The sequence below is a fragment of the Pseudomonas sp. EL_65y_Pfl1_R83 genome, assembly GCF_963970695.1.
In the GTDB taxonomy this organism is placed as follows: Bacteria; Pseudomonadota; Gammaproteobacteria; order Pseudomonadales; family Pseudomonadaceae; genus Aquipseudomonas; species Aquipseudomonas tritici.
The window spans coordinates 1-19,809 of sequence record NZ_CAXAQI010000012.1; the positions used below are offsets into that span (position 1 = coordinate 1).

Sequence of the window (19,809 nt, forward strand, 5' to 3'; positions counted from 1 at the left end):
TCCCGAACTCAGTAGTGAAACGATGCATCGCCGATGGTAGTGTGGGGTTTCCCCATGTGAGAGTAGGTCATCGTCAAGATTAAATTCCGAAACCCCTGTTTGCTAACGCAAACAGGGGTTTTGTTTTGGGCGGTCGAAAAGACATCTACATCCCAATTCCGCCAATAACTGTCCACAGTGCTAAAGTCGCACCCTCGATTTTGCTTTTCCCAAGGAAGCCGTTATGCCGGATGCGACGTCCCTCAGCGCTGGATTCATGGTGGTTCACGGCAATCGCCTGGATGAACTGCGCAGCCTGGTGGTCAGCTGGATGCGCCGCTACCCCCTGGCGCCCTTGGAAAACGAAATCGCCCTGGTGCAAAGCAACGGCATCGCTCAATGGCTCAAGTTGGCCCTGGCTGAAGATCCGGAAGAGGACGACATGGGCGGCTGCGGTATCGCTGCAGCAATTGACGTGCAACTGCCCGGCAGCTTCATGTGGCAGCTCTACCGCATGGTCCTTGGCCGTGACGAAATCCCACCCAAGTCCCTGCTCGATAAGGCCCCCCTGACCTGGCGCCTGATGCGCCTGCTCCCAGAGCTTATCGATCAGCCACACTTCGAACCGTTGCAGCGCTTCCTCACCCACGACACCGACCTGCGTAAACGCTACCAACTCGCCGAGCGCCTGGCTGACTTGTTCGACCAATACCAGGTCTACCGCGCCGACTGGCTGGAAGACTGGGCTGCCGGCCGCCACCAACTGCGTAACGGCCGAGGCGACGCCAAACCGCTCAATCCTGCTAACTGCTGGCAAGCCGAACTGTGGCGCGCACTGCTGTTGGATGTCGGTGAAGAAGGCATGGCCGAAAGCCGCGCAGGCGTGCACCAACGCTTCATCGAACGCATCAATACGCTCGAAAGCACCCCACCAGGGCTGCCATCCCGAGTCATTGTTTTCGGAATCTCCTCGTTGCCAGCACAGGCGCTGGAAGCCCTTGCCGGGCTCGCACGATTCAGCCAAGTCCTGCTTTGCGTACACAACCCGTGTCGCCATCATTGGTCCGACATCGTCGCCGACAAAGACCTGCTGCGTAACGAATACAAACGCCAAGCGCGTAAATCCGGCATGCCGGTCACTATCGATCCACAAACCCTGCACCAGCACGCCCACCCGCTACTGGCTGCCTGGGGCAAACAAGGCCGTGACTACATCAGCCTGCTAGACAGCTACGATGACCCCAACAGCTACCGTGCAGCGTTCCGCGATGGTCGTATCGACCTGTTCAGTGACAGCGATCCCACCACGCTGCTCAATCAGCTCCAGGACGATATCCTTGAACTGCGCCCACTCAATGAAACCCGCGAACTATGGCCTGCCGTCGATCTGGAGCGAGATACCTCAATCCGCTTCCACATCGCTCACAGCGCTCAACGCGAAGTAGAAATCCTCCACGACCAACTGCTCCAACGTTTTAGCGCCGACCCCACGCTGCGTCCCAGGGACATCATCGTCATGGTCCCCGACGTCGACAGTTACGCGCCGCATATCCGCGCCGTGTTTGGCCAGCTTGAGCGCAACGACCCGCGCTTCATCCCGTTCACCCTGACTGACCAGGGTCAGCGCGGCCGCGACCCTCTGCTGATCGCAGTCGAACATCTGCTGAAACTCCCCGACAGCCGCTTCCCTGTCAGCGAAATCCTCGACCTGCTTGACGTTCCGGCCCTGCGCGAACGCTTCGCCATCAAGGAACGCGACCTGCCCACACTGCACCGCTGGATTGAAGGCGCCGGCATCCGCTGGGGCCTCAACGCTGAACAGCGCGCAGGCCTGGGCCTGCCCACGGAACTGGAACAAAACAGTTGGCGTTTCGGCCTACGCCGCATGTTGCTCGGTTACGCCGTAGGCACCGGCGCCGCGTGCGACGGCATCGAGCCCTACGACGAAATCGGTGGTCTCGACGCCGCCCTGATCGGCCCGCTGGTCGCCTTACTCGACGCACTCAGTGACGCCCATCAAGCGCTGTCGCACCCCGCGCCTCCGCAGACGTGGGGCGAACGCCTGCAACGCCTGATGCAACTGTTCTTTCTGCCGAGCAGCGAACACGACGACTACCTGTTGGGTCAACTTGAACAACTCCGAGAGGCTTGGCTGGAAACCTGCGAGTCCGTAGGCCTACAAGACGAGTTACCGCTCACCGTAGTCCGTGAAGCCTGGCTGGCTGGCCTGGACCAAGGGCGCCTGTCCCAGCGCTTTCTCGCCGGGGCTGTTAATTTCTGCACCCTGATGCCCATGCGCGCGATCCCGTTCAAGCTCGTTTGCCTGCTCGGCATGAACGACGGCGATTACCCCCGCGCCACACCACCGCTGGACTTCGACCTGATGGGCAGTGATTACCGCCCCGGCGACCGTTCACGCCGTGAAGACGATCGGTACCTGCTGCTCGAAGCCCTGCTTTCAGCGCGTGACCAGCTCTACATCAGTTGGGTGGGTCGCAGCATCCGCGACAATAGCGATCGTCCTGCCTCGGTATTGATCGGCCAACTGCGCGACCATCTCGCCAGCGGCTGGCATCACGCAAACAGCGATGAAGCGCTTATCGAAGCCATGACCCAAGAGCATCCGCTGCAACCGTTCAGCGCCCGCTACTTCCATGAGGGCGACGCGCTGTTCAGCTTCGCCCGCGAATGGCAATTGCTCCACGTAGCCTGCGACGCGCCCTCAACAGAACACGACCTGCCACCGCACGAACAGGAAGAGCCCCTGAGCCTCGGCCAGTTACAAGACTTCCTGCGCAACCCGGCCAAACACTTCTTTAGCCAACGTCTGAAAGTATTCTTCGAAGCCGCCGAAGTGCCGTTGGCCGACGAAGAACCCTTTGTCCTCGACGCACTGCAGCGCTATAGCCTGAGTGACAGCTTGCTGAACGCTGCACTCACTAACCCCGATCATCTCGACCAGGCCCTGAACGCCCAGGCCTTGCGACTGCAAGGCAGTGGCCTGTTGCCCATGGTCGGTTTCGGCGAATGCCTCCGCAACGAACTGATGGAGCCTTTACCCGACCTTCTGCAACGCTATCGACAATTGTTGGCTCTCTGGCCCACCCAGCATACTGGCGCCGAACCTGTCATTTTTGAGCATGAGGGGGTTCAGTTGGAAGGCTGGATCAGCGGTCTGCATCGACGCAGTGATGGCGGGTTGCTAAGCGTCACCACCATTCCCAACAGCATTGGTTCGATCAAGACCCGCAAGTGGCATCACCTTATCCGCCCTTGGGTCAATCACGTGGTTGCCTGTGCTTGCGGCCTGCCGTTAAGCACCGGCTTGGTGGCTAGCGACGACACCTTGCTGCTGCCGCCTCTGGATAAATCCATCGCACAGGAAATCCTCGGCCACTTGCTGCTCGCCTGGCACGAAGGCATGAGTAAACCGTTACCCGTAGCTGTCAAAACCGCCTTCGCCTGGCTCGGTCAAACCGATCCTGCCAAGGCCCAGGCGGCCGCCAGTAAAGCCTACGAGGGCGACGGCCTGACCTCCGACGGCGAGCGTCGCGAAACCCCAGCGCTCACTCGGCAATTCCCCGACTACGCCGCGCTCATCGCCAGCGAAGAATTCGAAGGTTGGTGCGAAACCCTTTATCGCCCGCTGATCAACGCCCCATGGCGATCACTCACAGGTGAGGAGGCCGGCGCATGACCAGCAAACCTTTAGCCCTTGCCTTCCCGCTCAAGGGTAGCCAGCTGATTGAAGCCAGCGCCGGTACCGGGAAGACGTTCACTATCTCTGCCCTCTACCTGCGCCTTGTCCTCGGCCACGGTGGCGAAGCGTCCGGCTTTGGTCGCGAGCTGTTGCCGCCGCAAATTCTGGTAGTGACATTCACTGACGCCGCCACCAAAGAGCTGCGCGAACGCATCCGCATTCGTCTTGCCGAGGCCGCGCGGTTCTTCCGCGAAGAAATTGAACAGCCTGACGCCCTGATCGCTGATCTGCGCGACGAGTATCCACCCGAACAGTGGCCCGCCTGTGCCAACCGCCTGGACATCGCCGCGCAATGGATGGACGAAGCCGCCGTCTCGACGATCCACAGTTGGTGCCAGCGCATGCTGCGCGAACACGCCTTCGACAGCGGCAGCCTGTTCACCCAGACCCTGGAAACCGACCACAGCGACCTGCTCGGTGAGGTGCTGCGCGACTACTGGCGTTTGTTTTGCTACCCGATGCACGACGACGCGCTCAACTGGGTACGCAACAACTGGGGCGGTCCCGCCGCATTGATGCCGCGAGTCCGCGCGTTGTTCGGCAGCGAACGGCCCACCGATGAAGTCCGCGAGCCCGCCGAGCTGATCAACGCCTGCCTGCAAGAACGCCGTGAAGCGCTCACACAACTCAAAGCCCCCTGGCAACAATGGGCCGCCGAGCTACGCGACATCTGCCTGCAAGCCGTGGCCGCCAAAGCCGTCGACGGCCGCAAGATGCAAGCGCGTTACTTCGAGCCGTGGTTCGAAAAGATCGGCGCCTGGGCTGCTGACGACACTCTCGAACAACTCGATATCGGTACTGGCTTCACCCGCCTCACGCCCGACGGCATGGCCGAAGCCTGGAAGGGCGAGCCGCCCCAGCATCCTGGCATTGACGCCATGGCCGGTCTAAAGTCGGCCCTCGATGCGTTGCCGACCCCCGAGGCCGCTGTGTTGCAACACGCCGCCGGCTGGGTGGGCAAACGCTTCGAAGAAGAAAAACGCCGCCGCGCCGAAATGGGCTTCGACGACATGCTCATCCGCCTCAACGCCGCGCTGAAAGCTGACGGCGGCGAACGTCTGGCCAGTGTCATCCGCGAGCAATTCCCGGTGGCCCTGATCGACGAGTTCCAGGACACCGACCCGGTGCAGTACAGCATCTTCGACAGCATCTACCGCATCGAAGAAAACCACCTCGACAGTGGCCTGTTTCTGATCGGCGACCCCAAGCAAGCGATCTACGCCTTCCGTGGCGCTGACATTTACACTTACTTGCGCGCTCGCCAGTCCACCACTGGCCGCCACCACACGCTGGGCACCAACTTCCGCTCCAGCCATGCGATGGTCGAGGCAGTGAACCACGTGTTCCAGCGCGCAGAAAAAGGCCGTGGCGCGTTCCTGTTCCGCGAACCGGATGGCCAGAATCCGGTGCCGTTCCACTCGGTGCTGTCCCAAGGCCGCAAGGAACGATTGCAGGTTAATGGCCAAACGCTGCCGGCGATGAATCTCTGGCATTTGCCCACCGAGCAGCCGGTTTCCAACCTGGTTTACCGTCAGCAATTGGCTGCCGCCTGTGCCACGCAGATTGTTGAATTGCTCAACGGCGGACAGCAAGGCACAGCCGGTTTCCTACAGCCGGACGCGAGCTTCAACGGCGTGCTTCCGTCAGATATCGCCATCCTCGTTCGCGACGGCAAGGAAGCTCAAGCCGTGCGGTCTGAACTGGCTGCGCGTGGCGTGCGCAGTGTGTACCTGTCCGACAAAGACTCGGTCTTCGCCGCCCAGGAAGCCCACGACCTGCTGGCCTGGCTCAAGGCCTGCGCCGAGCCGGATGTTGAGCGCCCGCTGCGCGCAGCCCTGGCTTGCGTCACCCTGAACCTGTCACTGCCGGAACTGGAACGCCTGAACCAGGACGAACTCGCATGGGAAAGCCGCGTCATGCAATTCCGTGGCTATCGCGTGATCTGGCGCACCCAAGGTGTGCTGCCGATGCTGCGTCGCCTGCTCCACGATTTTAAACTGCCGCAAACCCTGATCGCGCGCAGTGACGGCGAACGTGTGCTGACCAACCTGCTGCATCTCAGCGAACTGCTGCAACAGGCCGCATCGGAACTGGACGGCGAACAGGCGCTGATCCGCCACTTGGCCGAACACCTGGCGCTGTCGGGCCAGGCGGGTGAGGAACAAATCCTGCGCCTGGAAAGTGATGAACAATTGGTCAAGGTGGTGACTATCCACAAGTCTAAGGGCCTGGAATACGACTTGGTCTTCCTGCCTTTCATCTGCTCAGCCAAACCAGTCGACGGCAGCCGTTTGCCCCTTCACTACCACGATGAACACGGCAAGTCGCAGGTCAGTCTGCGTCCGACCGCTGAGTTGATCGCCCAGGCCGACAACGAGCGTCTGGCCGAAGACCTGCGCCTGTTCTATGTCGCCCTGACCCGCGCCAAGCATGCGTGCTGGCTCGGCATCGCCGACCTCAAGCGTGGCAACAGCAATAGCTCTGTGCTGCACTTATCGGCGTTGGGCTATTTGCTTGGCGCGGGTACATCGCTGGGAGAGTCCGCGGGTCTGGCGCGCTGGTTGTTGGATCTGCAAGAGGGTTGCACCTCAATCCACTATGCCCACGTGCCCGACGCGCAAGACATCATCTTCCACCCGCCGCGCAGCGAAGCCCTGCTTAGAGCGCCCTTGCTGCCCAAACGCAAGGCGGCCGAAAACTGGTGGATCGCCTCCTACAGCGCCTTGCGCATTGGCGACAGCATGAGTGCCGCCAGTCTCGAAGCGCCGGAAAGCGCACAAGCCCAGAAGCTGTTCGATGATGAACGCCTCGACCCTGACGCACCCCGCGAGGTGGCGGCGTCCGGCGGCGACATTCACCGGTTCCCACGTGGCCCGAACCCTGGGACCTTTCTCCACGGTCTGCTGGAGTGGGCGGGGGAGGAGGGTTTCAACGTCACCCCCGAGGCTATCGAAAAAGCAGTAGGGGCTCGTTGCAATCGCCGCAACTGGGAAGGTTGGATCGTCACCCTCAGCAGTTGGCTGGGCCACTTGCTGCAAGCGGCGCTGCCTGTGGACAACAACCACGTCAGCCTGAAAAGCCTGCAGCATTACCAGGTCGAAATGGAGTTCTGGTTCGCCAGCCATAAAGTCGACGTACTCGCCCTCGACAAACTGGTGTGCCAGTACACCCACAACGGCATTTCCCGCGTCGCCGCCGAACCCGTGCTGCTCAACGGTATGTTCAAGGGCTTTATCGATTTGACGTTCGAACATGACGGCCGCTATTACGTGGCCGACTACAAATCCAACTGGCTCGGCCCCGACGATTCAGCCTACACACAGGACGCCATGGAACAGTCGATCCTCGAGCATCGGTACGACCTGCAATACGTACTTTACCTGCTGGCCCTGCACCGCCAACTCAAGGCGCGCCTGCCGGACTACGACTACGACCGCCATGTCGGCGGTGCGCTTTACCTGTTCCTGCGCGGCACCCAGTCCGTGAGCCAGGGCGCGTATTTCACCCGGCCACCACGGGAACTGATCGAAGGCCTGGACCTGCTGTTCCAGGGCAAGCCTATCCCGCCCAAGGTTGAGCCCGCCTGGGAACAAGGAGTGCTGCTATGAGCCTGTCGCCATTACCGCTTGAGGACCTGATGCCTCTCAGCCGTGCCAATGACCTGGTGCAACTGCTGGAGCGTTGGGTGGATCGCGGTTGGTTGCGCGCCCTGGACAAAGCCTTCGTCGGCTTCCTGCACGAACTTGATCCGGACGCTGACCCGCTGGTGCTGCTGGCCGCTGCGCTGACCAGCCATCAATTGGGCCATGGTCATGTTTGCCTCGACCTGTTCGAAACCCTCAAGGCGCCGGATTTCGCTTTGTCCTTGCCGCCTGAAGGCGACCAGCAAACCGGTGCCATGTTGCTGCCGTCGCAATTGCTTGATGGCCTCGACGGCGCCCATTGGTGCCAAGCGCTGGCCGCCAGCCATCTGGTCGCGTTGGCAATTGATGGCAGCGAGGCCGCCCAGCGTCGCCCATTGGTCCTGTCCGGCAAGCGCCTGTACCTGCGCCGCTACTGGACCTACGAGCGACGCATCGACACAGCCTTGCGGCTGCGTCTCGCCAGCCAGGAAAGTGTCGCCGCCGATTTGCCGCAGCGCCTGAACAACCTGTTCGACCAACCCCCGCCCGATGGCGTGATCGACTGGCAGAAACTTGCCTGCGCGATGGCCACTCGCGGTGCATTCAGTATCGTCACTGGCGGCCCCGGCACTGGCAAGACCACCACCGTGGTGCGCCTGCTCGCGCTGTTGCAGGCGCCGGCGGTGGAAGCTGGCAGTCCATTGCGCATTCGCCTGGCTGCGCCCACCGGCAAGGCCGCTGCACGCCTCACCGAGTCCATCAGCCAGCAAGTGCTGTCGCTGAAAGTGCCGGACAACGTGAAGGAAAAAATCCCGACTCAGGTCACCACCGTTCACCGCTTGCTCGGCAGTCGCCCGGGCACGCGGCATTTTCGTCATCACATCGGCAACCGGTTGCCCTTGGATGTGCTGGTGGTGGACGAAGCCTCGATGATCGACCTGGAAATGATGGCCAACCTGCTCGACGCCCTGGCGCCCCATGCGCGTCTGGTATTGCTCGGTGACAAAGACCAACTCGCGTCGGTGGAAGCGGGCGCTGTTCTCGGTGATTTGTGCCGAGACGCCGAAGCCGGCTTTTATAACGCCCAGACCCGCCAATGGCTGCAAGCTGTCAGTGGCGAAGACCTCAGCACCAGTGGCCTGCAGGCAGACCTCGACGGCAACCATCCCCTGGCCCAGCAAGTGGTGATGCTGCGTTACTCGCGACGTTTTGGCGAAGGCAGTGGTATCGGCCAACTGGCGCGCTGGGTCAACCAGCAAAACGCTGAGGAAGCCCGCAAGCTGCTGACGGCACGCAGCCACAGTGACCTGTTCTGCCTCAGCCTGAAGGGCGAGCACGACCACGCCCTCGAGCGTCTGGTCCTGGACGGGCAGGGCAGCGACGGCGCCCAAGGTTACCGTTACTACCTCAACCTGCTGCAAAGCGCGCGTCCATCTCCCGACACCCCACGTGAAGCCCCCGCCTGGACCCACTGGGCGCAACAACTGCTGCAAGCCTTCGACGCTTTCCAACTGCTCTGCGCGGTCCGCAAAGGCCCTTGGGGTGTTGAAGGCCTGAATCTGCGCATCACCGCAGCCTTGCGCAAGGTGCGGCTGGTAGAGGGTGACGAGCAATGGTACGAAGGCCGCCCGGTGCTCATGACCCGCAACGATTACGGGCTGGGCTTGATGAACGGCGACATCGGCATCGCCCTCAAATTGCCCGAAAGCGATGGCGGCCCGCAGGTACTGCGCGTGGCCTTCCCACGTAACGATGGTCAGCGCGGCGTGCGCTTTGTGCTGCCCAGCCGTCTGAATGATGTGGAAACCGTGTACGCCATGACCGTGCATAAATCCCAGGGCTCTGAGTTCATCCACACGGTATTGATCCTGCCGGATGCGCTCAACCCGGTGCTCACCAAAGAACTGATCTACACCGGCATCACCCGGGCCAAGCGCTGGTTCAGCCTAATCGAACCGCGTGGTGGCGTGTTTGAAGAAGCGGTAAAGCGCAAGGTCAAGCGTCTGAGTGGGTTGATGCTTGAACTGGGGCACGAATCAGAAAAAGCTGACTGACAGGTCATGCAATATTTCTTATTAAGGCGTCTGATTTTTCTGAAAAAAGAGCGGGCCACGTGAAGACCCATTCCGCTGAGGGGTTCCACCACTGTGCTATCGTTGCGGCATGATCTGAAAAAAAACTGAGAGTGTCTCTGCATGAACATGGCTGTCTCGCCCACAGAGCGCAGTTTGAGCTGGAGACGCATGTTGCTGGTGGCGGCCCTGTGCGTGCTCGCACCACGCGCCTTCGCCCAGGCGCCCGAGCCCATTGACCTTGCCGCCCACCGTGCCCAAGCGGTCACCCAGGTGGTGCTCGGTATCCTCAGTTATGCGCGCTGGCCGGCTGAGCCTGCGCAATTGCGCCTGTGTATCGTCGGCCCGACCCAATACACCGACGACCTGGTCAAAGGCACCACCCAGGCCACCGGCCGTCCGGTCGTGGTGCAGCGCCTGCTGGCCAGCCATCCTGATATCGTCGACGCCTGCGATGCGGTGTACATCGGCAAACTCAGTGCCGACGAGCGCAGCCAGCTGTTTACATCATTGATCGGCCACCCGGTGCTTAGCATCAGCGAAGGCGGTGACCAGTGCACCGTGGGCAGCCTGTTCTGCCTGCGGGTGAGTGATGAGCAAGTGTCATTCGACGTCAATCTCGACTCCGTCGCCCGCAGTGGCGTACGTATTCACCCCAGCGTGCTGCAGTTGTCACGTCGCCGAGCGCCCGCGCCATGAAGGCCGATAAAGTGCGACCGACGCTGCGCTCGGTCATCGGCCGGGGGCACCTGATCCTGGCGCTGGTGGCGGTGATCCTGGCCAGTGTTTCCCTGACGCTGCTCGGCGTGCTGGCGCTGAGGGTCTACGCCGAACACAACCTGCACCTGATCGCGCGCTCTATCAGCTACACCGTTGAGGCGGCGGTGGTGTTCAACGACAGCGCGGCGGCCACCGAGGCCCTCAGCCTGATTGCCTCCACCGAAGAGGTGGCGCGGGCAGACGTCTTCGATATCAACGGCAGGTTGTTGGCGCAGTGGATACGTCCGGAAACGGGCATGCTTTCGCGAGTTGAATTGGCGCTGGCGCATACCTTGCTCGAACAACCCATCAGCCAGCCGATTCTGCATCAAGGGCGCGCCGTCGGCAGCGTTAATCTCACCGGTCACGGCGGTAGTCTGCTGCGGTTCCTGCTCAGCGGGCTGGCTGGAATTCTCATGTGCACCGCGCTCAGCGCGTGGGTCGCCCTGCACCTTGCGCGACGCTTGTTACGTGGCATCACAGGTCCCCTGCAAAGCCTTGCCGCCGTGGCCCATGCCGCTCGCAGCGAACGTGACTTCGACCGCCGCGTACCGCCGGCGCAAATCGCTGAGCTCGACAGCCTGGGCAGTGACTTCAATGCCTTGCTCGGCGAGATGGAAGCCTGGCAAAGCCACCTGCAGAGCGAAAACGAATTCCTCGCCCACCAGGCCAACCACGACAGCCTCACCGGTTTGCCCAACCGGGCGTTCTTCGAAGGCCGTCTGATTCGCGCTCTGCGCAGCGCCGCCAAGGCCAAAGAGCAAGTGGCGGTGCTCTACCTCGACAGCGACCGCTTCAAAGAGGTCAATGACAGCTTTGGTCATGCCGCCGGCGATGCCGTCCTCGTGGCCGTCGCCCAGCGTGTGCGTGCGCAATTGCGTGAAGATGACCTGGTAGCGCGACTGGGGGGGGATGAGTTCGCTGTCCTGCTGGCGCCGTTGCACAAGGTGGCAGACGCTAAGCGTATCGCCGACAAGATCATTGCCAGCATGGACCTGCCGATCCCCGTGCCCGGCAATACCGAGGTATTGACCTCCCTCAGTATCGGCATCGCCATCTACCCCGATCATGGTGCCACCCCCGGCACCCTGCTCAATGCGGCCGACGCGGCGATGTACCAGGCCAAGCGCCTGTCCTCGGGCGGCCAGCACACGGCGGAGTCGGAGCACGCCGCCGTCAATCTTCAACACAGGAGTTGACCCTTGTTCACCACCGCACGTTTTATGTTTATCACCCTGCTGATGGCACTGCTCGCCCTCGGCGGCTGTCAGACGCCCCCACCCAAAGGCCTGACCCCGGCGCAGGTCGCGGTCCTCAAGCAGCAAGGCTTTGAAATGACCGACGAAGGCTGGTCATTCGGCCTGTCCGGCAAAGTGCTGTTTGGCAGCGATGTCGAGACCCTCAACCAACCCAGCACCGACATCGTCCAGCGCATCGGCAAGGCCCTGCTTGGCGTAGGTATCGAACGCGTTCGTGTCGATGGCCACACCGATGCGTCTGGCAAGGAAACCTACAACCAACAACTGTCCCTGCGTCGTGCCAAAAGCGTGGCCACGGTGCTGACCGGCGTGGGCATGAAAGAAGAAAACATCCAGCTACGCGGCTTGGGCAGTAGCAAACCGGTAGCCTCCAATGACACCGCTGAAGGGCGCACCGAGAATCGGCGGGTGTCGATTGTTGTGATCGCGGATTGAGCCCGTCCCGCCGACCTCAATGTGAAACCCCATCAACTGTGGGAGCTGGCCGGCGATAGCGGTGTCTCAGTACTGGATGTACTGACGGACATACTGCCATCGCAGGCAAGCCAGCTCCCACAGTGGGTTTTGCGGTGCCTTGCTACAGCGTTCGCTTAGCGGCCCGGTGTCATCGCCTGCGTTGACGCACCATCACCGTATCTCAGCAAAGACCGTCAAGCATGTTTCCTGTAGGAGAAGTCTGCCATGACGAATCTTGATGGCTAGGCTGACGAGGTTTCGCTTTTTCGCAAAGGGTGGGCTTAGTTAAATGGCCGCTCGAACTAACCACCGTAAAGGACTGCGATGAGCATAAACGTCAGTAATTTCCGCCAGGAAGTTTCTAAAACTAGACTTTCAAACATTGCTTTTGAAGAGCTGTTGAGCGCAAGAGAGTTGTTCGAGTCTGAGCGTCAGGGAATTCGATTCGATACCAACGCCGCGCACATCAATCCTCTACAATTACCCGTCCTGAATAAGGAGCTAGATAGAATCCGAACCATGATCGATCATGAAAGCCATATCTTGATTCTTGATGGCTTTAAGGTCGACAAACTTTCGATTTTCAAGTCGCTGATATGGACATTTGGCTCTCTACTCGGTGTGCCAATGGTGCAGAACCATCTCGGTCATAAGGTGATTGAGGTTTATGACAGGGGCGGTAAGAGCATTGAGGACGGTGCGAGATACCATCAAACCCGCCAAGGTGCCTATGTGCACAACGATGGAGTGAGCGACCCGTTGCCTATCGATTACTTGATCCTGGCTTGCGGACAAAAAGCGCTTTTGGGAGGTGAGAGTATTCTGATTGATGCAAGCGCGGTATACGCGGAGCTGATGGCGTTTCCAGAAATATTGGAAGAGCTTAAGTGCGACTTCTTTTTTGAAAACCGCGGTATGTCAGATGAGGAACAGTTGTTCAAAGCACCTATTCTGAGCTTTTCCAATGAAGGTATTCCGCTGATCAGATACTTTCGCGTCTACATTGAGTCCGCTCACCTTAAAGCGGGAGTGCCATTAACAGCGGCCCAATCCCAGGCGCTAGACTTTCTGGACACCGCTCTCGATCAGTCATCGGTTCAGCATCGAGTGTTGCTGGAACCAGGGCAGGTACTCATTTCAGCCGATAACAAGTTTCTCCACACCCGCACGCACTTTATAGATATGAATACTCCACGTTGCGTGATTGATGATGCGAAGTCCTTGAACGATCTAAATCGCTACATGCTACGGATGTGGTTGCGCAAGCAGTGATGCCCCGATGCTCATAACTTACATCCCCCCACTATCCGCCATAAGCCGAACCCCATGGACAACTCCGATATCGCGATCACGCTGGTCCTGATCTCTGCCTTTATGCACGCCACTTGGAACGCCGTAGTCCGCGCCGGTAGCAGTCGCTTCATGACCTTGGCCATGGTGGATGGCACCGCGCTGGTGATATGCCTGTTGGCGTTGCCGCTTGTCAGTGTGCCCAGCCTGGAGGTAGGGGGTTATATCCTCGTCTCCGTGGTACTCAATACGGTCTATCGGTTATTTCTGATCAAAGCTTACGAAACGGGTGACTTCGGTCAGGTTTATCCGGTGATGCGTGGGGTACCGCCGGTATTTGTCGCATTGTTTTCCTACTTTCTGTTGCATGAACAGTTGTCACTGCTGGCGCTGGTGGGGGGGGCGCTGATATGTGTGGGAATTATCAGCCTGACCTTTGTGCGCAGGATGACGGCGCAGATGTTCAAGCCGATTCTGATGGCGGTGTGCGCTGGAGCATTTATCGCGTCTTACACGGTAGTGGACGCCAAAGGTGTAAGAGCCAGTGAGACGGTGCTGCAGTACATCATCTACCTGACGGTGTTCCAGAGTATTCCGATCCCACTGCTGGCGTTTTCCAAAGAGCGCTCGGCTTTGGCTCAAGCGATACGTGGGCATTGGCGAGTTGGCCTATTAGGCGGCGTTTTTTACTTGGCGTCCTACGCACTGGTGTTGTTTGCGTTGTCGCTGGACGCGGTGGCCAAGGTCTCAGCGCTGCGGGAAACCAGTGTTATTATCGGCGCCATTATTGCCGCGCTGTTCTTTCATGAACGGTTCGGTTGGCGACGGATGCTGTCGGCATTCGTCATTGTTAGCGGGATCATCTTGATCAAAGTGAGCACCTGATGGCTCAGCGTCCGCCTCCCACACCGATGCTTCAAGCGTTCGTCAGCGCTGCGCAAACCGGTAGTTTTGCGCGTGCGGCGTCTGAGCTTAACCTCACTGCCAGCGCCATTAGTCATCAAATTGCAGGCCTGGAGGAATGGTGGGGCGTGCAGTTGTTTGAGCGGCATTCACGCGGCGTCAAGCTGACCCAGGCGGGGCAAGCCTTGTTGCCGGTTACCGATGGTTTTTTCAAGGCGCTGGATGGGGTACTGCAATCTCTCAACCCCGGTAAATCCCGACCGTTGTACCTCTCATGCACGTCTTCTCTCTGTTCGACGTGGCTAATCCCCAGGATGCATGGGTCGCACACAGAGGCGTCGTTCAACCTTGATCTGGTGTTGACTAGCGCCGATATGAACAGCACCAGCCTGGAAGCTCATCAATACGATGTCGCGGTGGTGATGGGGTACGGCGAGTATCCGGATCACCATGTTGAACTGCTGATGTGCGACGCAGTATTTCCCGTTTGCTCGCCGGAATTTCTACGGTTGAAGGGGGATATTTCACTGGAGGATGTCGCCCGGTACCCGCTGATTCATCGAGTGGACGATCAGGTGTGTCCGGGGTGGGAAAGTTGGTTTGCGTTTCAAGGGCTGGCGGCACCTCCTTATCACCATGGGCCACGATTTCCGGATTCGAGCTTGGCGATCAGCCTGGCGGTGAAGGGCACAGGCATCGCACTGGGCAGGACTGCGTTGGTATACGACCAATTGGAAGACGGCGCGTTGGTTGCGTTGAAAAGCCCCGCGATGATGTCGCCAGCGGCGTACTACATCATTTGTCGAAACGGGCGGCAATTAGAGCCGGATATCGCTCGGCTGATTGAATGGCTCAAGACCAGAGCGAGTAAGTTTCTGCGCGAAGTTCGGGCTCGGTATCCGCAAATTGCCGGGGCTGGTGCGGTTTAAATGTAGGAAGGAGCAAGGCTCCTCCCGCATTCGAACGGTATTTGCTTATCGGCCCGGTGTCATCGCCTGCGTCAAGTCATCCACCACGGCCTTGCCCATTTCACACAGGTAATGCGCAGCCCATGCGTATTGCTCGCCGCGTACATCCATGGCGGCTTCCATCGCGAGTTTCTTGGAGTAAAAAAGTAGGGTGGAGGCGTGTTCCAAAGCTTCCTCAATCGGCATGCCGGAGTTGACGCGGAACAGGGTTTTTTCGTTTTCGCCGTAGTCGCCGAATGTGACTACGCCGAGGGTGGTGATGGAGGAACGCGGTGGGTCGGGGACGATTTTAGTCATGATTCATACCTGGGAGTTTTAGGAACCACCCATTCATGTCGCTAAACATGAAAGGGTGGCAGCTGTACGCAGGTTAGCGAACCGGACCCAGGACCCGGCAGACCCGAGGGTCTCCCACGCACAGCCGCCATAACACGAGAACGACGAGCACGAAGCTCTTGCCGTTGGAGGCTGTGTCCGGGTTCGGGTCGCTAAACCCGTTCGCTGATGTCAGCGAAGTACGGAGGCTAATGACTCGAACCCTACGGCACGATAGGCCGGAGATTCTCTAGGAAACGTCCTGCAAATTAAAGCGAATCGTCGTTGATGGCCCTTTAATCCGCGAACCTAATCTCCCGCGTCTCCCCCATCAACAACCCCTGATTCTGCTCCGTCACTTCCCTGATGTAATCCCACAACAACGTAATCCGCTTCAGCTTCCTCAAATCCTCCCGGCAATACATCCAGAACTGCCGCGTAATCGCAATCTGCTCCCCCAACACCGGCAGCAACCGCGGATCCTGCGCCGCCAGAAAGCACGGCAATATCGCCATCGACCGCCCCTGTTGCGCCGCCACGTACTGCGCGATCACGCTGGTACTGCGCAAACTGGCGCTGGCGCCGGGCACCACATTCGCCAGGTAAAGCAGTTCCGAACTGAACGCCAGGTCATCCACGTAGCTGATGAACGGATGCTCAGCCAAATCCGCCGGGCGTTGTATCGGCGGGTGTTGATCGAGGTATTCCTGGGTCGCGTACAGCTGCAGTTTGTAATCACACAGTTTGCAGCACACGTAGGGCCCGTGTTCCGGGCGCTCCAGGGCGATGACGATATCGGCTTCGCGCTTGGACAGGCTAATGAAGTGGGGCAGGGGCAGGATATCCACTGAGATCGCCGGGTAGGTGTCGACGAAGTGGCTCAATTGCGGGGTGACGAAAAAGCTGCCAAAGCCTTCGGTGCAGCCCATGCGCACATGGCCGGACAGTGCCACGCCGGAGCCGGACACCTGTTCGCAGGCCATATGCAGGGTGCTTTCGATGGACTCCGCATAGCCCAGTAAACGCTGGCCCTCGGGGGTGAGGACGAAACCGTTGGTCCGGGATTTTTCGAAGAGCAGGGTACCGAGTGACATTTCCAGCGAACTGATGCGCCGTGACACGGTGGTGTAGTCCACCGCCAGGCGCTTGGCGGCGACGCTGGCCTTGCGGGTGCGGGCCACTTCAAGGAAAAACTTCAGGTCATCCCAGTTCAGGGAGCCCAGTGACGTGATGTTTTTTTGCATATTGGTCCGGCTTTTATGTGCGTTCTTATTAGAGATTTGCACATCTATACTCCAAAAACAGTCCGAACGCCTCATTCTTCAAGGCGATTCAACGCCTTGGTTCTCTGCATAAATATAAGATTGGAGACCACATGAACGCATCTGCCGATATTTCCGTGCAACAGGTCAAGTTGCTGATCAACGGCGAGTGGGTCGAGTCCAAGACCACCGAATGGCAAGACATCGTCAACCCGGCCACCCAGCAGGTGCTGGCCAAAGTTCCGTTCGCCACGGCTGATGAAGTGAACGCCGCCATCGACGCCGCCCATCGCGCCTTCCAGACCTGGAAGCTGACGCCGATCGGCGCGCGCATGCGCATCATGCTCAAGCTGCAAGCCTTGATCCGCGAACATTCCAAGCGCATTGCGGTGGTCCTCAGCAACGAGCAGGGCAAGACCATTGCCGATGCCGAAGGCGACATTTTTCGTGGCCTGGAAGTGGTGGAACACGCCTGTTCCATCGGCACCCTGCAAATGGGCGAGTTCGCTGAAAACGTCGCCGGTGGCGTCGACACCTACACCCTGCGCCAGCCTATCGGCGTGTGCGCCGGTATTACGCCGTTCAACTTCCCGGCGATGATTCCACTGTGGATGTTCCCGATGGCGATTGCCTGCGGTAACACCTTCGTCCTCAAGCCTTCCGAGCAGGACCCGCTGTCGACCATGCTGCTGGTGGAGCTAGCGCTGGAGGCCGGGGTGCCTGCCGGCGTGCTCAACGTGGTGCACGGCGGTAAGGATGTGGTGGATGCGCTGTGCACCCATAAAGACATCAAGGCTGTGTCCTTCGTTGGTTCGACCGCCGTGGGCACTCACGTCTACGACCTGGCCGGCAAACACGGCAAGCGCGTGCAATCGATGATGGGCGCCAAGAATCACGCGGTGGTGCTGCCGGATGCCAACCGTGAACACACCCTCAACGCCCTGGTCGGCGCCGGTTTCGGCGCGGCAGGCCAGCGTTGCATGGCCACCTCGGTGGTGGTGCTGGTGGGCGCGTCGAAGCAGTGGCTGCCGGATCTCAAGGCGCTGGCGCAAAAGCTCAAGGTCAATGCCGGCAGCGAAGCCGGTACCGATGTCGGCCCGGTGATTTCCAAGCGCGCCAAGGCGCGAATCCTGGAACTGATCGAAAGCGGCGTGAAAGAAGGCGCCAAGCTGGAACTGGACGGCCGTGACATCAAGGTGCCGGGCTATGAGCAAGGCAACTTTGTCGGCCCGACCCTGTTCTCGGGCGTGACCACCGATATGCAAATCTACACCCAGGAAATTTTCGGGCCGGTACTTGTGGTGCTGGAAGTCGACACCCTGGATGAGGCCATCGCACTGGTCAACGCCAACCCGTTCGGCAACGGCACCGGCCTGTTCACCCAGAGCGGCGCGGCGGCGCGTAAGTTCCAGAGCGAAATCGATGTAGGCCAAGTCGGCATCAACATCCCGATTCCGGTGCCGGTGCCGTTCTTCAGTTTCACCGGTTCCCGTGGTTCCAAACTCGGCGACCTTGGCCCGTACGGCAAGCAAGTGGTGCAGTTCTACACCCAGACCAAAACCGTCACCAGCCGCTGGTTTGATGACGACACAGTCAACGATGGCGTCAACACCACCATCAACCTGCGCTGATTCGGGAGACGACCATGAAGATTGCATTTATCGGCTTGGGCAACATGGGCGCGCCCATGGCCCGCAACCTGATCAAGGCCGGCCACGCGTTGAACCTGTTCGACTTGAACCAGACGGTGCTCAAGGAACTGGCCGAGCTGGGCGGCGCTATCAGCGACTCACCGCGTGATGCGGCCAACGGCGCGGAGCTAGTGATCACGATGCTGCCCGCTGCTGCGCATGTGCGCAGCGTCTGGCTGAATGAAGACGGCGTGCTCGCCGGCATCGGCAAAGGCGTGCCGGCGGTGGACTGCAGCACCATCGACCCGCAAACCATCCGCGATGTGGCGGCTGCAGCGGCGAAGCAAGGCGTGGCCGTGGCTGACGCGCCAGTCTCTGGCGGCACGGGCGGCGCCCAGGCCGGTACGCTGACCTTCATGGTCGGCGCCAACCCTGAACTGTTCGCCACCCTGCAACCGGTGCTGGCGCAGATGGGCCGCAACATCGTGCATTGCGGCGACGTGGGCACCGGGCAAATCGCCAAAATCTGCAACAACCTGTTGCTGGGGATCAGCATGGTTGGCGTCAGCGAAGCCATGGCCCTAGGCGATGCCTTGGGTATCGACACGCAAGTGCTGGCGGGAATTATCAACAGCTCCACCGGGCGTTGCTGGAGTTCCGACACCTACAACCCATGGCCGGGCGTGATTGAAACCGCGCCGTCGTCCCGTGGCTACACCGGCGGGTTTGGTGCCGACTTGATGCTCAAGGATTTGGGCCTGGCCACTGAAGCGGCGCGCCAGGCCAAGCAGCCGGTGATCCTCGGCGCTGTGGCCCAGCAGTTGTATCAATCAATGAGCCAGCGTGGGGAAGGGGGCAAGGACTTCTCGGCGATTATCAACAGCTATCGCAAGCCCAAATAAGGTGCCGCTACGCGTAGTGAGCGGGCTTGCCCAGCGCGGGGCAAGCCCGCTCACTACAACAACTTCAAGCAAACACAAAATACTTACGCACCGTCTCGACCACTTCCCACGTCCCCTTCATCCCCGGTTCCACCACAAAGATATCCCCAGCTCGCAAATGAATCGGTTCCAGGCCTTCTGGTGTGATGATGCAGTAGCCTTCCTGGAAGTGGCAGTATTCCCACTTCACGTAGTCCACGTACCACTTGCCCGGTGTACAGATCCAGGTACCCATGATTTTGCTGCCGTCTTCGCTGGTGTAAGCGTTGAGGTTCACGGTGTGCGGGTCGCCTTCGAGCTTTTCCCATTTGCACGCGTCCAGGACCGGCAGGGGGTGGGTGTCGCGCAGTACGGTGATGGGCGTGGACATGATGACTCCAGGGCAGGGAATGGACAGATGAACCCTAAGGCCTCTGGCGTTGCGCCAGTGGTCTGAACTCGACATTGGGATGCTCAGAAGCGCAGGGGAATGCGATCCCTCTGGCACCCTGCGCTCCCACATTGGATCTTCAGTGGCTGATCCACCGTGCCGGAATGATATATCTAAGCGCCAATCCACCCATTCCTCGCAGTAAGTGCGAAAGATTTCCC

The 19,809-nt window shown here is 59.9% G+C and carries 14 protein-coding genes and 1 rRNA gene; 12 read left to right on the top strand and 3 right to left on the bottom strand.

Features of this window, described 5'->3' with window-relative positions:
• From rrf to AACY08_RS17660, 10 genes are all read left to right on the top strand, one after another.
• Positions 1 to 79: ribosomal RNA gene (gene rrf / locus AACY08_RS30555) — 5S ribosomal RNA — on the top strand; the annotation flags it as partial.
• 144 nt (positions 80 to 223) lie between these two features.
• The gene (recC, locus tag AACY08_RS17620; protein ID WP_339470609.1) at positions 224 to 3,676 is read left to right on the top strand and encodes an exodeoxyribonuclease V subunit gamma; all 3,453 of its coding nucleotides are present in this window, start codon (positions 224 to 226) and stop codon (positions 3,674 to 3,676) included.
• Positions 3,673 to 7,347, top strand: coding sequence for an exodeoxyribonuclease V subunit beta (gene recB / locus AACY08_RS17625; protein ID WP_339470610.1), 3,675 nt, complete (start codon positions 3,673 to 3,675; stop codon positions 7,345 to 7,347). The genes recC and recB overlap by 4 nt, the downstream gene beginning before the upstream one ends.
• Complete coding sequence (recD, locus tag AACY08_RS17630; RefSeq protein ID WP_339470611.1) at positions 7,344 to 9,416, top strand: exodeoxyribonuclease V subunit alpha; 2,073 nt, start codon at positions 7,344 to 7,346, stop codon at positions 9,414 to 9,416. Before recB ends, recD begins: the two co-directional genes overlap by 4 nt.
• Positions 9,417 to 9,557: 141 nt before the next feature.
• Positions 9,558 to 10,133 (top strand): YfiR family protein, encoded by a 576-nt coding sequence (locus AACY08_RS17635; RefSeq protein ID WP_339437471.1) that lies wholly within the window; start codon positions 9,558 to 9,560, stop codon positions 10,131 to 10,133.
• Positions 10,130 to 11,392, top strand: coding sequence for a diguanylate cyclase domain-containing protein (locus AACY08_RS17640; RefSeq protein ID WP_339470613.1), 1,263 nt, complete (start codon positions 10,130 to 10,132; stop codon positions 11,390 to 11,392). Before AACY08_RS17635 ends, AACY08_RS17640 begins: the two co-directional genes overlap by 4 nt.
• Before the next feature lie 3 nt (positions 11,393 to 11,395).
• A complete protein-coding gene (locus tag AACY08_RS17645; RefSeq protein WP_339470616.1) occupies positions 11,396 to 11,887 on the top strand; it encodes an OmpA family protein in 492 nt (163 codons plus the stop codon).
• A 345-nt stretch (positions 11,888 to 12,232) separates the two neighbouring features.
• Positions 12,233 to 13,180, top strand: coding sequence for a TauD/TfdA family dioxygenase (locus AACY08_RS17650; protein WP_339470618.1), 948 nt, complete (start codon positions 12,233 to 12,235; stop codon positions 13,178 to 13,180).
• Positions 13,181 to 13,234: 54 nt separating this feature from the next.
• The gene (locus tag AACY08_RS17655) at positions 13,235 to 14,083 is read left to right on the top strand and encodes an EamA family transporter (RefSeq protein WP_339437468.1); all 849 of its coding nucleotides are present in this window, start codon (positions 13,235 to 13,237) and stop codon (positions 14,081 to 14,083) included.
• The gene (locus AACY08_RS17660; RefSeq protein WP_339470619.1) at positions 14,083 to 15,030 is read left to right on the top strand and encodes a LysR substrate-binding domain-containing protein; all 948 of its coding nucleotides are present in this window, start codon (positions 14,083 to 14,085) and stop codon (positions 15,028 to 15,030) included. The genes AACY08_RS17655 and AACY08_RS17660 overlap by 1 nt, the downstream gene beginning before the upstream one ends.
• A gap of 45 nt (positions 15,031 to 15,075) precedes the next feature.
• Here AACY08_RS17660 and AACY08_RS17665 read toward each other — a convergent pair whose 3' ends face one another.
• Positions 15,076 to 15,366: a DUF3077 domain-containing protein gene (locus AACY08_RS17665; RefSeq protein WP_339470620.1), complete on the bottom strand. Its 291-nt coding sequence runs from the start codon at positions 15,364 to 15,366 to the stop codon at positions 15,076 to 15,078.
• Between the two features lie 314 nt (positions 15,367 to 15,680).
• Positions 15,681 to 16,628 carry a LysR family transcriptional regulator gene (locus tag AACY08_RS17670; protein WP_339420518.1) on the bottom strand — a complete coding sequence of 316 codons (948 nt, stop codon included), beginning with the start codon at positions 16,626 to 16,628 and terminating at the stop codon, positions 15,681 to 15,683.
• A 131-nt stretch (positions 16,629 to 16,759) separates the two neighbouring features.
• Between AACY08_RS17670 and AACY08_RS17675 the strand changes: the two genes are divergently transcribed.
• Entirely contained in the window at positions 16,760 to 18,277 is a 1,518-nt protein-coding gene (locus AACY08_RS17675) for a CoA-acylating methylmalonate-semialdehyde dehydrogenase (protein ID WP_339437465.1), read from the top strand.
• 14 nt (positions 18,278 to 18,291) lie between these two features.
• Positions 18,292 to 19,179, top strand: a complete 888-nt coding sequence (mmsB, locus tag AACY08_RS17680; RefSeq protein ID WP_339420520.1) for a 3-hydroxyisobutyrate dehydrogenase — start codon at positions 18,292 to 18,294, stop codon at positions 19,177 to 19,179.
• Positions 19,180 to 19,243: 64 nt separating this feature from the next.
• Here mmsB and AACY08_RS17685 read toward each other — a convergent pair whose 3' ends face one another.
• Positions 19,244 to 19,588, bottom strand: coding sequence for a cupin domain-containing protein (locus AACY08_RS17685; protein WP_049711538.1), 345 nt, complete (start codon positions 19,586 to 19,588; stop codon positions 19,244 to 19,246).
• Positions 19,589 to 19,809 lie beyond the last annotated feature (221 nt).

Bases quoted from the DNA above. Each gene is read 5' to 3' on its own strand.
- mmsB (WP_339420520.1), top strand. From the start codon at position 18,292: ATGAAGATTGCATTTATCGGCTTGGGCAACATGGGCGCGCCCATGGCC.
- AACY08_RS17640 (WP_339470613.1), top strand. From the start codon at position 10,130: ATGAAGGCCGATAAAGTGCGACCGACGCTGCGCTCGGTCATCGGCCGG.
- AACY08_RS17650 (WP_339470618.1), top strand. From the start codon at position 12,233: ATGAGCATAAACGTCAGTAATTTCCGCCAGGAAGTTTCTAAAACTAGA.
- AACY08_RS17655 (WP_339437468.1), top strand. From the start codon at position 13,235: ATGGACAACTCCGATATCGCGATCACGCTGGTCCTGATCTCTGCCTTT.
- AACY08_RS17685 (WP_049711538.1), bottom strand. From the start codon at position 19,588: ATGTCCACGCCCATCACCGTACTGCGCGACACCCACCCCCTGCCGGTC.
- AACY08_RS17675 (WP_339437465.1), top strand. From the start codon at position 16,760: ATGAACGCATCTGCCGATATTTCCGTGCAACAGGTCAAGTTGCTGATC.
- recB (WP_339470610.1), top strand. From the start codon at position 3,673: ATGACCAGCAAACCTTTAGCCCTTGCCTTCCCGCTCAAGGGTAGCCAG.
- recC (WP_339470609.1), top strand. From the start codon at position 224: ATGCCGGATGCGACGTCCCTCAGCGCTGGATTCATGGTGGTTCACGGC.
- AACY08_RS17635 (WP_339437471.1), top strand. From the start codon at position 9,558: ATGAACATGGCTGTCTCGCCCACAGAGCGCAGTTTGAGCTGGAGACGC.
- AACY08_RS17665 (WP_339470620.1), bottom strand. From the start codon at position 15,366: ATGACTAAAATCGTCCCCGACCCACCGCGTTCCTCCATCACCACCCTC.
- AACY08_RS17660 (WP_339470619.1), top strand. From the start codon at position 14,083: ATGGCTCAGCGTCCGCCTCCCACACCGATGCTTCAAGCGTTCGTCAGC.
- AACY08_RS17670 (WP_339420518.1), bottom strand. From the start codon at position 16,628: ATGCAAAAAAACATCACGTCACTGGGCTCCCTGAACTGGGATGACCTG.
- recD (WP_339470611.1), top strand. From the start codon at position 7,344: ATGAGCCTGTCGCCATTACCGCTTGAGGACCTGATGCCTCTCAGCCGT.